The sequence below is a fragment of the Halopseudomonas salina genome (genome assembly GCF_008641105.1).
Genome location: NZ_VTTI01000012.1, coordinates 23,669 through 37,458, shown reverse-complemented (window position 1 = coordinate 37,458; position 13,790 = coordinate 23,669). Strand labels below are relative to the sequence as shown.

Sequence of the window (13,790 nt, the reverse complement as noted above, 5' to 3'; positions counted from 1 at the left end):
GAGCAATGCTCCCGGTTTCAGTCAATCGTGTTACGGATGGCCACCACCTGTTTGACATTCCGCGCCTGGACGCTGCCGTTGGTCGGTGCCGACGGGTTATCGCTAAGCTGCCATTGCAGGTTGACGCTGCGGATGCGACTGCCATCGACTCCCGGTGCTGCAGCCACATAGCCTCCACTGATTCGGGTATCAGCCGCGGTTGCGGCCAGCCCGAAACTCACCTTCAGCTCGGCTACATTGTCGATCAGCGTCTGAAAGTTGCCTGCACCGTTGCTGCGTACCTGAATCGCATTTTTGCTGAAGCGGTACTCCATTTGCCGCAGCGGAATTACGATGTCTCCAGGCCGCACGACCACCGGCCCACCGGCAGAGAGTCGAAGGTCGCCAGTATCCCTGCAGTTGGTTACGATCAGCCAGTTGGCACCGTAATCACCGGGACTGCGCGTTTGTTGTGCAGTAAAGTTTTCGTGGTTCGGCACTGCCGTCACCAGCTTGAGGATGCTGGCACCCGCGCCATTGGAATAGCTGATGGGGTTGTTGAAGGCAGGGGGTATGCTGTTGCTGATGCTCGCCGGCAACCTTTGAAGGTCCACGCAACCGAACATGCTGACCATGCGCAGTTCGCGGCTCAGCCGACTGGTAACATAGCGGGCATCTTCGCTGAGGCCGGCCGCCGTGCGCTGCATCACAAACGTCTGTTTGCTGGCGATGAATACCTGCACTACCCCGAGCACCAGCACCAGGCCAAGCGTCAGAGCGATGAGCAACTCAATCAGCCCAAAACCCCGCTGCAGGGAAACCTGTATGCGTCTCATCTGATCACCGAGGAGACAACCAGGGTCGTGTCACCTGCGTTCGCCATTATTCGCGCCTCGGACCAGGAAATGGACACTGTCACTCGCCCACCGGCAATCACAATACTGGCGGTAGCCGAGGGCAACTGACAGGTAACTGCCTGGGTGAAATCTGCCATATCCTGCGCTGCAACATTGACCCCGCCTAGATTTGGCGAGCAAGCCCCGGTAACTGATGCGGCCGCATAACTGCCTAGCGCCGAAGGATTGGCCCGAATCCGATCAAGAACATCACGGGCGATCAGGGTAGCCCGGGTAGCATGATCAGCGCTGGCGCTATAACGGATGGCATTGAGCTGGAGTGATGCCGCGCCGAGCACCCCAACGGAGAGGACCAACACGGCAATCATCACCTCCAGGAGGCTGACCCCGCGCTGGTGGAGGCGCACCGTATTACTGCGCTGACACGCAGGGAGTTGCTCCCTGCGTTTTCCGGTGATCCATCGTAATGGCTTCCCAGCCTGCATGACCATCTCCTTGAGATCAGTCGCTTCCTTCACTGCAGCGATGCATAGGCCGAAAAGCCTACACCGGACCATGTGCCGCTGATATCGCCCGGTCAGGTGAGATAAAAGTTGCGCAATCGCGCAGCAGAGCATCGACCGCGGTGATGCGATACCGTTCCGGGCGAGGCCGCCGATGGGGTAAAATACGAATTTGCCGGAGGTAGCTGAATGCCGTACTTGAGCGAATTTCTGTTGGTGGCTGCGGCCCATCTGCTGGCCGTCATGAGTCCCGGACCCGATTTTGCGGTCGTGATACGTAACAGCGTTGGTATCGGACGCAAAGCAGGAATCCTGACCGCCCTGGGCGTGGGCTGTGGCATTACCCTGCACGTAGCATACTCACTGCTGGGCATCGGCCTGGTTATTTCCCAGTCGCTCTGGCTCTTCAACCTGATGAAGCTGCTGGCAGCCGGTTATCTCATTTATATCGGCGTCCGTGCATTGGGGGCCAGGCGCATGGGCACGGACCCTGCGGCCCTGAACACGGCTCCCATGTCAGATCGCCGGGCATTTACCAACGGGTTCATTACCAACGGCCTGAATCCCAAGGCAACGTTGTTTTTTCTGTCATTGTTCACTGTCGTGATCAGCCCAGGCACCCCTGTTGCGGTGCAGGCAGGCTACGGCGTGTACCTGGCAATCGCTACCGCAGCCTGGTTCTGCATGGTCGCAGTGCTCTTCAGTCAGGCCCGCGTACGCAGGACGTTTGTTCGCTTGGGACACTGGTTTGATCGAATCATGGGCGCGGTGCTGGTGGGGCTGGGCCTGCACCTGGCGCTTGGAGAGTGGCTCGGGCTGGGCACCCGGCCACAATGAGATATTTCAGGCTTGCCTGGGCTCGTTTTCACACCAGCTAGCCAGGGTTTCCACCCACTGCGGATGATCATTAAGACAGGGAACCAGCACCAACTCCTCCCCACCTGCCTCGATGAACTGCTCCCGGGCCCGGTCACCGATTTCCTCGAGGGTTTCGATGCAGTCGGATACAAACGCCGGGCACATTACCAAAAGACGTTTGACCCCCTGCTCCGCCAGCTCGTCGATCCGAGCCTCGGTGTAGGGCTCAATCCACTTGTCCTTACCGAGACGAGACTGGAATGCCAACGACCACTGATCATCACGCAAACCCATGCGGGAAGTGAACTCCCTGGTCACGGAAACGCACTGGGCACGATAGCAGGTCGCATGGGCTGGCGAGGGGCGGTCGCAACAATCTGGAAAAGCCAGGCAGTGCGATCCGGTTGGGTCTGCCTTGCGCAGATGGCGTTCCGGCAAACCGTGGTAACTGAACAACAGATGGTCAAAGCCCTGTTCCAGGTGCGGCTGCGCGCTGGCTACTAGAGCATCGATATAACCAGGTTTGTTGTGGAAAGCAGGCACTATGGTCAGTTTCAAGTCGAGCTTGTGCTCGGCGACTACCCTTTGCGCCTCTTTAATCGAGGTCGTGGTAGTACTATCAGCGTGCTGCGGGTACTGAGGCATGAATAGTACCTCTTTGATACCCGGCTTTGCCGCCAGCGCCAGTAAGCCATTCTCGATGGAAGGCTCGCCGTAGCGCATCGCCAACTCCACCGGCATGTCCAGGCGTGCTTGCAGAGCCTTCTGTACCCGCCGGCTAATTACCACCAAAGGAGACCCATCCTCCCACCAGATGGAGGCATAGGCCTCCGCCGATTTTTTCGGGCGCAGCAACAGGATCAGTCCCACCAGCAGCCGTCGCAGAGGCCAGGGAAGGTCGACCACATAGGGATCCATAAGGAACTGGTTGAGATAACGGCGCACATCGGCCACATCGGTGCTGGCGGGGGAACCTAGGTTGGCAAGCAATACCGCACGATCAGACATCGACAAAATACTCCTTCAGGATTTGATCACATCGGCCAATGCGGCCTGCAGATGTGTAAAGTGAAACCGGTAACCGGCTTCTTGTATTTTTTGTGGCAGGGCATTCTGACCGGTCAACAGCAAACGGGACATTTCCCCCAGTCCCAACTTCAGCAGGGGGGCCGGGAGCGGTATGACTGCCGGACGACCGAGAACGCTGCCGAGGGTCTTGACGAATTCGCGGTTGGTTGCCGGATTGGGCGCTGTCGCATTGAACGGCCCCTTACAGGCGGCATCTTGCAACAGCAACATTATAATGCCGACCATGTCATCGCGGTGCACCCAGGGCATGTATTGCTTGCCTGATCCAATAGGTCCGCCTAGACCCAATTTGAATGGCGGCAGCATGCGTTGCAAGAACCCACCCCCCGGCGCCAGCACCAGGCCTGTTCGCAGCAGACAAACGCGTACTCCGTGGGAGGCCGCACGCCTGGCCGCGGACTCCCATGCATCGCACAGCGTGTGGGTGTATTCCACCTGAGGGCTACTGTTCTCAGTAATGGTTATGGATCCGCCATCCCCGTACCAGCCCACCGCTGATCCGCTGATCAACACCTCCGGCTTGGCTGACCGCTGGCCAAGCCAGGCAACCAACTCCTCGGTCAGGGTCACACGGCTGTCCCAGAGCATCTGTTTGCGCTTTTTGGTCCATGGCCTGTCAGCTATCGGCGCTCCAGCCAGATTGACGACGGCGTCGATCTTTTCATTTCCAACTTCCGACAATTGGCGCACACCGCGGACTGTCGCGCCACAAATTCGAGCTACCTGTTGGGGCTGACGACTGAGCACGGTTACCTGATGATCTTGCGCAACCAACTCTTTGCTCAGCGCGCTACCGATCAACCCGGTACCGCCCGTAATGAGTACGTGCATTATGTGGACTCCATGCCTGAGGGTAAGGATTTCCCGTCGCTTTCAGCGCATCAGCACCGCAAGTGGAGCGACGCCTGGCAATTTGTCTGCTGTTCTAACAAGACCATAGTCCAACCAGCCTGGACTGGCACGATCGCCTTCTAACAATCTTCCTAGTAACAGGCAGGGGCGGATGAAAGCTCCTGATCAATAACTCAATGCTATACAACTAAAATCTAATGTACAACTTTTGTTGAAGAGCCTGACTGATACACATAAACTGTGAACCTACTTTTCGCTCACCACGAGACACGCTTCATGACTCACATGTTCAAAATCGCAATTATCGGCGCGGGTATGGCGGGGCTCAGTGCGGCCAGTGCGCTTACCGAGGCAGGCCACAGTGTAGTCCTCTTTGACAAGAGCCGTGGCAGCGGTGGCCGCATGAGCACGAAACGAACCGAATCGGGTGATCTGGATATGGGCGCACAGTATTTCACCGCCCGTGATCACCATTTCCGTAACGCGTTACAGACCTGGATCGCCAATGGCTGGGTAGCTGAATGGACCCCCCGCCTGTTCCTACGCAACGAGGATAAGCTCAGCGAGGCACCTGACGACCAGCAGCGTTATGTCGGATTTCCGCGGATGACGAGCCTTTCCCGCGGTTTGCTGGAAGGCCTGGAGCTCGTGAGTCAGACTCGTATTGATAGCCTGGAGCAGGATTCCGACAATCGTTGGGAGCTTAAAGACGATAACGGCACAGTACACGGGCCATTTGATCGCGTAGTTGTTGCCACTCCTGCGCCACAGGCAGTGCCACTCCTGGCGGCCGCCGGCCACCTCGAACAGGCAGCTTCACAGGTTGCCATGCAACCCGGTTGGACTCTTGCTCTGGCTTTCGCCGAACCTCTCGACACTGCCGTGGAGGCCTGCTTTGTCAGGGTCGGTGCTCTGGACTGGATTTCGCGCAACAGCAGCAAACCAGGGCGCCAGGGCCTGGATACCTGGGTTCTGCAATCCAATCCACGCTGGGCCATGGGCAACCTTGAGACTGACAAGACAGAAATCAAGCGACATCTGCTTGGGGAGTTTGCTGACGTTCTGGGTATCGATGTTCCGCAACCGGTTTTCGAGCATGCTCACCGTTGGCTGTATGCCCGTTCCGAGGGCGCTTGCAATTGGGGGGCCCTGGCAGCACCGGAAAAGGGCCTATATGTCTGTGGTGACTGGTGCCTCGGGGGCCGGCTGGAAAATGCGTGGCTGAGTGGGCGGCAGGCAGCCCATACGCTCATGGGACGCAAGTGAACCGGATCAACCCGGAAAAGCTGACGCTGTCCAAGTGGACAGCGACTCGTCCGCAAAACCGGGAGAAGCACTTTGTCGTAATCGGCTGCCAGCGTGACGAGGAAGACAATATCACCACGGTCGAAATCGAAGCAGTGCTGACCCGGCGCAGCGACATACTGCCCTGGCAAGATCTACAGGACTCCGACAAGTGGCGTATGGGCTGGAATTAAAAAACAGTTCGTCACAAATACTTGTACAACCTTAGAAGTTATGTACACTATTTCCTATACAGCCCCTACACACTGTACAAGGAAATAGTGCCATGTACGTGAGATTCCACTCAATCATTATCGCTGCGGCCTCCCCCGACTCAAGGGGACTGGCATGACCGCGGGCGAAATGATCCCTATCAGGGAAGTGTGCAAAGCCACCGGGGTCAACCCGGTCACCCTGCGTGCCTGGGAACGTCGGTATGGGCTTATAACCCCTCATCGCACGGAGAAGGGGCATCGGCTCTACACCGAGGCGAACATTCGCCAGATCCAGGACATCCTCCTGTGGTTGAGTCGCGGCGTCACCGTCAGCCAGGTAAAACCATTACTCGATAACCCGATACCTACCGAAAATGACCTGGATTCGCCTTGGGGTGCCCTGCGGCAAACCTTGCTCGAGGCCATCATTGCCTTTGATGTGGCAGTGTTGAACCAGCATATTGATCGCGCATTTCGTCTCTACAGCACGGCAGAGCTCTGCATCAATATGCTCGAGCCCGTGCTACTGCAGCTGCAGCAGCGCTGGCAGGGTCAGTTCGGCAGCCAGCTGGAAGAGGTCTTCTGCAACAGCTGGCTACGCACCAAGCTGGCCGTTGCACTGGAACAGGGTAACGCCAGAGCGACCTGCGGGCCGGTTATACTCGCCAGCCTGTCGGATGAGCATTGCGAGATGGGGCTGTGGCTGTTGGCGCTGATGTTGAGCGCAGATGGTTACCGCATCGATATTTTGGAGTGGGATGTTCCAGCCAGTGAATTATCCTTGTTCAGTGATCAGCGTCTCCCCGTGGCGCTGGTCCTGTTCAGCAGTCAGGCATTATCTGGGGCTCAGTTGCGCAGGCAACTGCCACGCCTTGGGCAACACCTGCCGAACATCCTGATGATGGCTGGTCCTGCGGCAATGATTCACGCCGATGAACTGAGTGAGCTCGACATTCACACCCTGCCCGAGCGCGCAACATTGGCCTATGGCGCGCTGGTCGAGCGATTGGGAGCAAGATCATGAGCGACAATCAATTGTACTGGCTGCGAAATGATCTGCGCATACGCGACAACCATGCACTCTGGCATGCTTGCGACAAGGGCAACGTGATCGCCGTCTGCCTCATTACCCCTGATACCTGGCAAGACCATGATGATGCCGGGGTAAAAATCGATTTCTGGCTGCGTAGCCTGAGAACTCTGAAGGCAAGTTTCGACGAGCTCGGCATTCCTCTCCGAATCGTTCACTGCAAGCGCTTTTCCGACTCACCCCAAGCGTTATTACAGCTGGCCCGGGAAACAGATGCTCAGGGTATCTTCTTTAACGACGAATACGGCATTCATGAGCAGGATCGCGATGACGCCGTCTCCGAGGCCTTTGCTGATGCCTCACTCACCTGCCATCGCTACGCCGATCAGGTCCTGTTCATGCCCGGCTCCCTGCGAACCCAGGAAGGCAGCATGTACAAGGTCTTCAGCCAGTTTCGCAAGCAAGCTAACCAACGCCTCCACGACAGTCTTCCAGAGTGTCTGCCGGCGCCGAACAGGCAAACACTGTCCGGTGTTACCTCAGACACCGTTCCCGAATCGATTCCCGGCTTTGCCCCAGCCAGTAAGGAACAGCAGGAGACCTGGCCAGCCGGCGAGCAGGCTGCAAACTCACGCCTGAAGCTATTCGCAGAAGAGATCCTTTTTGACTACAAGGACTTGCGCGATCAACCTGCAGTCGATGGCACCAGCCGCCTATCAGCCTACCTGACCATCGGCGTGCTCTCTGCACGCCAATGTCTGCACGCAGCCGTTGCAGCCAACCAGGGGGAGCTCGATAGCGGCAATCCCGGTGCTGTAGCTTGGGTAAGCGAACTGCTCTGGCGGGAATTCTACAAGCACATTCTGGTTTGCTACCCGCGTGTCTCGCGCAGCCGCGCCTTCCGCCCGGAAACAGAGGCCGTACCATGGCGCGACGATCCCGAAGGCCTGGCGGCATGGCAGCAGGGCCGAACAGGAATTCCCATTGTCGACGCCGCCATGCGCCAGTTGCTGGCCACAGGCTGGATGCATAATCGTCTGCGGATGATCAGCGCGATGTTCCTGACCAAGAATCTGCTGATCGACTGGCGCGAGGGCGAGAGCTGGTTCATGCGCCATCTGATAGATGGGGACCTGGCGTCCAACAACGGCGGCTGGCAGTGGAGTGCGTCCACTGGAACCGATTCAGCACCCTACTTTCGGGTATTCAATCCGGTTACGCAGTCTCAGCGCTTTGATCCCGAAGGCCACTTCATACGTACCTGGATTCCGGAACTGCGCGACCTCGATGCCAAGCAGATACATCAACCACCGGCGGGTGACCTGTTTGGCACAGCGGATTATCCGCGCCCGATCGTTGATCTGGGCGATTCGCGCAAGCGTGCAATAGCCGCCTTCAAGAGTCTGGGAGACCAATCATGAGCAGCGACTTTCCAACCCGCTTCGCCCAGATATTCGCCAGCCTGGACAAAACCAACTTGAGTCGTGTGGGTGAGATTTATACCCCCGACGTGCATTTCACCGACCCATTGCATGAAGTGCATGGCCTGCGAGCCATGCAAGCGTACTTCGGGGAGCTGTATGCCAACGTTGAGGATCTGCAATTTGAATTTCATCAGTGCCAGTCAGTCACAGAGGGTCAGGGGCTATTACGCTGGACCATGACCTACCGGCATCCGCGGCTGGCGGGCGGTGGTCCGATCAGCGTCGAGGGCTGCAGCTGCATCTATTTCCGTGACGACCTCGTATATCGGCATATCGACTATTTCGACGCCGGCGCGTTGCTTTACGAGCATGTGCCGCTGCTTGGCAAGATTATCCGCTGGCTCAAAGGGAGGCTCGCATGAGCACCAAGAAACGTATCTGGTTGACCGGTGCATCCAGCGGCATTGGTCGCACCCTCGCAGAAAAACTTGCAGCTCAGGGCCATCTGCTGGCGCTCAGTGCACGCAGCGCAGAGCCACTGCAGGAAATGGCTGAGCGCTTTCCAGGCCAGATTCTCGTGCTTCCCGCCGACCTGACCGACGCTGCGGCAGTCGCCGCGGTAGGCCAAACCATATCGCAGGAATGGGGCGCCCTGGACTGGGCCATACTCAACGCAGGCAATTGCGAATATGTGGATGTCGATCAGTTCGAAGCGGCAATGTTCGAACGCGTCATGCGTATTAACGTGCTGGGCACTGCCAATTGTATACAAGCCGCGCTGCCCTTGCTGCGCAAGGGTGCTGAGCCCCGGCTGGTTGGTGTCGGCAGCAGCGTGACTTTTTGCCCACTGCCACGCGCCGAGGCGTACGGGGCTTCCAAGGCAGCGGTACGTTATCTGTTCCAGGCCCTGGAGCTTGATCTGGCTCGCTGGAATATCGGCGTGACGCTGGTCAGTCCGGGTTTTGTTGAAACTCCGCTGACTGCGCAAAATGACTTTCCCATGCCGATGCAGGTCACCAGCGACAAGGCTGCTGATACGATCATCAAAGGCATCCATAAAGGCAAGCGTGAAATCAGCTTTCCCGGTCCGTTTATCGCCGTATTGAAACTTCTTGGGGCGCTACCCAATGCACTGCGCTTTGCGCTGACCAAGGGCATGGCCCGTGACGCTGCACAGAGGAATGACGCCTGATGCGTATTGCCATCATCGGTTCCGGCATCTCCGGTCTGGTATGTGCCCACATCCTGGGGCGCCACAACGAGATCACCGTCTTCGAGGCAGCCGACTGGGTTGGCGGCCACACGCATACCGTTGACGTGGAAGTTGCCGGTAGGCAATACGCGGTTGACACCGGCTTTATCGTATTCAACGACTGGACCTATCCGAACTTCATCAAGTTGATGGACCAACTGGGTGTGGGCTCACGCCCCACCGAGATGAGCTTCTCCGTCAACGAACCTTCCAGTGGTCTGGAATACAACGGCAACAACCTCAACAGTTTGTTTGCCCAGCGGAAAAATCTTATATCCCCCGGCTTCCTCGGCATGGTGCGCGACATCCTGCGCTTTAACCGCGAGGCCGCCAGGGATCTCGACAGTGGAGTGATAGCGGCTGATATCACGCTTGGCGAGTATCTGAATGCCAAGGGCTATGGCCAGCGCTTTACCGACCATTACATCATCCCCATGGGCGCGGCCATCTGGTCGATGTCACTGGCTGACATGCTGGCATTTCCCCTGCAGTTCTTTATCCGGTTTTTCCGCAATCACGGTCTGCTTTCCGTCAGCGACAGGCCACAGTGGCGGGTAATCAAGGGGGGCTCAAGCGCTTACATCGAACCGCTGACGGCTACGTTCAGGGATTCAATACGCCTTAATTGTCCGGTAACCAGCATCCGTCGCGACGACGACGGCGTGACCGTCGTCAGCCCCCGTGGCGAGGAGCGCTTCGACAAGGTCATTCTTGCCTGTCACAGCGATCAGGCCCTGGATCTGCTGGCAAAGCCCACGGAACAGGAGCGGTCAATTCTCGGCGCCATCGGCTATGCCGATAACGACGTGGTCCTGCACACCGATACCCGCCTGCTACCCAAACGCAAACTGGCCTGGGCGAGCTGGAATTATCGCCTGGGCAAGGATCGGCAGCAGCCTGCGGCCGTGACCTACAACATGAATATTCTCCAGGGCATTGAATCCGATACCACCTTTTGCGTCAGTCTGAATCAGACTGAAGCCATCGATCCCGCCAAGATACTGCGTCGGTTCACCTATGCGCATCCCCAATTCAGCCTCGCCGCTGCAGCTGCACAGGCACGCTGGAGTGAGCTTGCCGGTGCCAACCACACGTTCTTCTGTGGCGCCTACTGGGCCAACGGCTTTCACGAGGATGGCGTCGTCAGTGCTCTGCGGGTAACCACTGCGCTGGGCGAGGGACTCGATAATGCTCAATAGCGCCATGTACAGCGGCATCATTCGCCATCGCCGACACGCACCGAGAAAGCACGCTTTTCGCTACCGTATCAGCATGCTGTGGCTTGACTTGCAGGAGCAGCCACAGGTGTTTGGCATGAGCGGCTTGTGGTCAGGCCGGTGGTGGTCGCCCATGCGATTCCGCGAGAGCGATTATCTGAATATGCATCGTCGTGAAGGCGAACTTCTGGCAGATACCGCCCGCCGCCTGGTACGCGAGGAGCTAGACCTGACTCTTGCCGGTCCGGTGCGCATGCTGACTCAGGTGCGCAGCTTCGGCATGCTGTTCAATCCGGTGTCCTTCTACTACTGCCACGACGACGACAATCAATTACGCGCCATCATCGCCGAAGTATCCAACACCCCCTGGCGCGAGCGTTTTTGCTATGTCATGGCAACCGATCCGGCTCAGGCAGCCCAGCAGTTCGAGCTGAACAAGGCATTTCATGTATCACCTTTCCTCCCCCAGGAGCTCAGGTATCGCATGCGCTTCACCCTGCCCGGTGAAACCCTGCTGGTGCACATGGAAGACTGGCAGGCCGAGTCACGCCTTTTTGATGCAACTCTGACCCTGAACCGACGAGCCCTGAGCCCACACATGCTCCGTAACGAAGCCCTGTCGTTTCCCTTCATGGTTGCCAAGACGGTCGCTGGTATTTACTGGCAGGCATTGCGCTTGGCGCTCAAACGCATCCCTTTTTTCGATCATCATGCACCGCGGCACAACACCGTGGGCACTACCGCCATCAAGGCAAAGGAGCATTACGATGAAGAACACCAGGCCTGACGCAGCCGCCTGCTGTGATTCAACCAAGTCCGATGTCCACGAGCGGACCATGGCGCTGATGGGCGACACTCGCAATATCGACGCGCAAGACAAGACCCGGCGCAATTGGATGGTGCGTCTCAGCCGCGGCTTGGTGCTGAAACAGCTTGGGGCGATCAACAGGGGAACGATCACCGTGTACGACGGAGACGAGGTGATGCAATTTGGTCAACCTGACACCGATGGTCTGCATGCCGATATCCATGTACACAACCACGCGGCCTATCCAATGATTGCCTCAAACGGCAGCATCGGCTCAGGCGAAGCCTATATCAATGGTTTCTGGACCACCCCGGACCTGACCTCCGTGACCAAGATCTTCGTGCGCAACCTGGATGTGCTCGACGGCATGGAAAAGGGTCTGGCGCGCCTCGGGCGGCCTGCACTCAAGGTATTGCAATGGCTAAACCGCAACACGCTCTCCGGGGCCAGACGTAACATTCAGGCTCACTACGACCTGGGCAACGACCTGTTCGAGAACTTTCTCGATCCGACGATGATGTACTCGGCCGCCATTTTTCCGCCCCAGAGCGACAGCCTCGAACAGGCACAGTTACATAAACTGGAGCGTATCTGTCGCAAACTGGAGCTGAGTGCCGAGGATCACCTGCTGGAAATCGGCACCGGCTGGGGCACGATGGCGATCTACGCCGCTCAGCATTACGGCTGCAAGGTCACCACCACTACGCTTTCCAAGGAACAACTTGCCTACGCCAAAGCCAGGGTCGAGGAGCTGGGGTTACAGGACCAGGTGACCCTGCTGTTGCAGGATTACCGCGAGCTAACAGGCTCCTATGACAAACTCGTCTCGATCGAGATGGTGGAAGCTGTGGGTCATGAGTATTTCAGAACCTACTTTGAAACCTGTGCCAAGCTGCTGAAACCCCACGGCATGATGCTGCTCCAGGCGATCACCATCCGCGATCAGCGATATGAGCAAGCCAAAAGCAGCGTCGATTTCATTCAGCGCTATATCTTTCCCGGCGGATCCCTGCCTTCTGTGAGCCTGATCGGCGAAATCACACGCAAACACACCGACCTGTCGATGCTGCATCTCGAAGATATTGGTACCCACTACGCCCGGACGCTACGCTTCTGGCACGAGAATCTGAAGACTGCCCGAAGCCACCTGGAACAGCTGGGGTATGATGATTACTTCTTCAGGCTATGGGAGTTCTATCTGTGCTATTGCGAAGGAGGCTTCATGGAAAGGTCCATTGGCACGGCGCAGATTCTGCTGACCAAGCCGGAAGCTCGGCCGCAGTTGAACCTCTTCAGCCTCGGAGCCTGACATGCAGGAAAAAACGCCCCTGACCAAACTGATCGCCAATGCAGTAATGTTTCAGATCGGCTGGTTTGCCTGCGTGCTCGGAGGGACCGGGCCCTGGCTGCTGATACCGGCAGCAGTGCTGTGCATCCATTTTTTCTGGATCAGCTCCTGGGCTGCTGAAGGTAAGCTGGTGGTCTCTGTGGTACTTGCCGGCGCTGCCGTCGACTCTTTTTTAATGCAGGTAGGCGTATTTGATTTTCCCGGAAATTCGAAACTGGTGCCTCTATGGCTGGCGGTGCTCTGGGCAATGCTGGCCATTACCCTGAATCACTGCCTGGCCTGGACAGCTCGCCCGGTGTGGCTTGCCTGCCTGCTTGGCGCCGTGGCCGGGCCGGTGTCCTATTTCGCCGGGGCGGCATTGTCTGATGTGCAGCTCCCGCTGGAGCAGTTCTGGACATTCCTGATACTGGCGGCGGTATGGGCTGTGGTTTACCCCTTGATGCACGGGTTTGCGCACATTTACCGACAGCAGTTCCTGATCAGGCAGATGGCCCAGAAGCACTGAGCGGCAGCTCCCGAGTCGGGAACTGCTCAGCCAGGACAGCTTCAGATTGCCATGCGGTAGTAAAGCGCAACCTTGTTGATCCCCTGATTGGGCTCTTTCAGGCCGGCGTTGGAATAATGATAAAGCCGAATGCCCGCCTGGGTTCCGGAATCAAACCGGAGCCCGGCGCCAATCAGATCCTCGAACTGGAAAGCCGAACCCAGATCCCGGTCCGCTTCCTTGAACTCGGTCTCGGAAAACACGGCAGCGCCAATTCCCGCCTCAATGAAGGGGATGGGCCCCGCCCCCTGGCCAAACCGCATCTGGAATATCGGTGTTATGGATGCGGAGGTGGCATTCTCGCCGCCCCAACGAGTAATCCCTGCATCCCAGTACCCCTCGAGCTGAACACTACCCGAGTCGCTTTGCCAGATCGGCTTGCCAAAATCAAATTGCATACCCAAACGATAAACCATGTCCGAACCGGACGTCTGGCCCAGCTCGGCGGTCAATCCTCTCTCAGCGAGCGCCGGTTGAAAAGCCATCGCGCCCAGTATTGCCGAGCCAAGCCACAGTCTGCATTTTTTCAT

The 13,790-nt window shown here is 57.7% G+C and carries 16 protein-coding genes; 11 read left to right on the top strand and 5 right to left on the bottom strand.

Translation table 11 applies throughout. The annotated features are described in order from the left end of the window. Positions 1–17: 17 nt before the first annotated feature. Both FZF01_RS16475 and pilV read right to left on the bottom strand, forming a co-directional pair. Positions 18–815 carry a PilW family protein gene (locus tag FZF01_RS16475; RefSeq protein WP_150279169.1) on the bottom strand — a complete coding sequence of 266 codons (798 nt, stop codon included), beginning with the start codon at positions 813–815 and terminating at the stop codon, positions 18–20. Continuing rightward, on the bottom strand, positions 812–1,321 hold the full coding sequence (pilV, locus tag FZF01_RS16470; protein WP_188434488.1) for a type IV pilus modification protein PilV: 510 nt from the start codon (positions 1,319–1,321) through the stop codon (positions 812–814). Before pilV ends, FZF01_RS16475 begins: the two co-directional genes overlap by 4 nt. A 207-nt stretch (positions 1,322–1,528) precedes the next feature. On the opposite strand from pilV, the gene FZF01_RS16465 reads away from it, so the two are divergent. Beyond that, positions 1,529–2,176, top strand: a complete 648-nt coding sequence (locus tag FZF01_RS16465) for a LysE family transporter (RefSeq protein ID WP_150279167.1) — start codon at positions 1,529–1,531, stop codon at positions 2,174–2,176. A gap of 6 nt (positions 2,177–2,182) precedes the next feature. Here the strand turns inward: FZF01_RS16465 and hemH are convergent, their stop codons facing one another. Further along, positions 2,183–3,205, bottom strand: a complete 1,023-nt coding sequence (gene hemH, locus FZF01_RS16460) for a ferrochelatase (RefSeq protein ID WP_150279166.1) — start codon at positions 3,203–3,205, stop codon at positions 2,183–2,185. A gap of 15 nt (positions 3,206–3,220) precedes the next feature. Further along, on the bottom strand, positions 3,221–4,117 hold the full coding sequence (locus FZF01_RS16455; protein WP_150279165.1) for a TIGR01777 family oxidoreductase: 897 nt from the start codon (positions 4,115–4,117) through the stop codon (positions 3,221–3,223). A gap of 306 nt (positions 4,118–4,423) precedes the next feature. Here FZF01_RS16455 and FZF01_RS16450 point away from each other — a divergent pair, with 306 nt between their 5' ends. From FZF01_RS16450 to FZF01_RS16405, 10 genes are all read left to right on the top strand, one after another. Further along, positions 4,424–5,404, top strand: a complete 981-nt coding sequence (locus FZF01_RS16450; RefSeq protein WP_150279268.1) for an NAD(P)/FAD-dependent oxidoreductase — start codon at positions 4,424–4,426, stop codon at positions 5,402–5,404. Then, the gene (locus FZF01_RS16445) at positions 5,401–5,616 is read left to right on the top strand and encodes a TIGR02450 family Trp-rich protein (RefSeq protein WP_150279164.1); all 216 of its coding nucleotides are present in this window, start codon (positions 5,401–5,403) and stop codon (positions 5,614–5,616) included. The genes FZF01_RS16450 and FZF01_RS16445 overlap by 4 nt, the downstream gene beginning before the upstream one ends. Before the next feature lie 154 nt (positions 5,617–5,770). Then, complete coding sequence (locus tag FZF01_RS16440; protein ID WP_150279163.1) at positions 5,771–6,661, top strand: MerR family transcriptional regulator; 891 nt, start codon at positions 5,771–5,773, stop codon at positions 6,659–6,661. Next, the gene (phrB, locus tag FZF01_RS16435) at positions 6,658–8,088 is read left to right on the top strand and encodes a deoxyribodipyrimidine photo-lyase (protein ID WP_150279162.1); all 1,431 of its coding nucleotides are present in this window, start codon (positions 6,658–6,660) and stop codon (positions 8,086–8,088) included. Before FZF01_RS16440 ends, phrB begins: the two co-directional genes overlap by 4 nt. Continuing rightward, positions 8,085–8,513, top strand: coding sequence for a nuclear transport factor 2 family protein (locus FZF01_RS16430; protein WP_150279161.1), 429 nt, complete (start codon positions 8,085–8,087; stop codon positions 8,511–8,513). Before phrB ends, FZF01_RS16430 begins: the two co-directional genes overlap by 4 nt. Next, a complete protein-coding gene (locus FZF01_RS16425; protein WP_150279160.1) occupies positions 8,510–9,283 on the top strand; it encodes an SDR family NAD(P)-dependent oxidoreductase in 774 nt (257 codons plus the stop codon). Before FZF01_RS16430 ends, FZF01_RS16425 begins: the two co-directional genes overlap by 4 nt. Next, positions 9,283–10,542, top strand: coding sequence for an NAD(P)/FAD-dependent oxidoreductase (locus tag FZF01_RS16420; protein WP_150279159.1), 1,260 nt, complete (start codon positions 9,283–9,285; stop codon positions 10,540–10,542). Before FZF01_RS16425 ends, FZF01_RS16420 begins: the two co-directional genes overlap by 1 nt. Beyond that, positions 10,532–11,347, top strand: coding sequence for a DUF1365 domain-containing protein (locus FZF01_RS16415; RefSeq protein WP_150279158.1), 816 nt, complete (start codon positions 10,532–10,534; stop codon positions 11,345–11,347). Before FZF01_RS16420 ends, FZF01_RS16415 begins: the two co-directional genes overlap by 11 nt. 58 nt (positions 11,348–11,405) lie before the next feature. Next, positions 11,406–12,677 carry a class I SAM-dependent methyltransferase gene (locus FZF01_RS16410; RefSeq protein ID WP_150279267.1) on the top strand — a complete coding sequence of 424 codons (1,272 nt, stop codon included), beginning with the start codon at positions 11,406–11,408 and terminating at the stop codon, positions 12,675–12,677. Between the two features lie 19 nt (positions 12,678–12,696). Beyond that, positions 12,697–13,221, top strand: coding sequence for a DUF2878 domain-containing protein (locus tag FZF01_RS16405; protein ID WP_150279266.1), 525 nt, complete (start codon positions 12,697–12,699; stop codon positions 13,219–13,221). Between the two features lie 41 nt (positions 13,222–13,262). Here the strand turns inward: FZF01_RS16405 and FZF01_RS16400 are convergent, their stop codons facing one another. Then, a complete protein-coding gene (locus FZF01_RS16400; RefSeq protein WP_150279157.1) occupies positions 13,263–13,790 on the bottom strand; it encodes an acyloxyacyl hydrolase in 528 nt (175 codons plus the stop codon).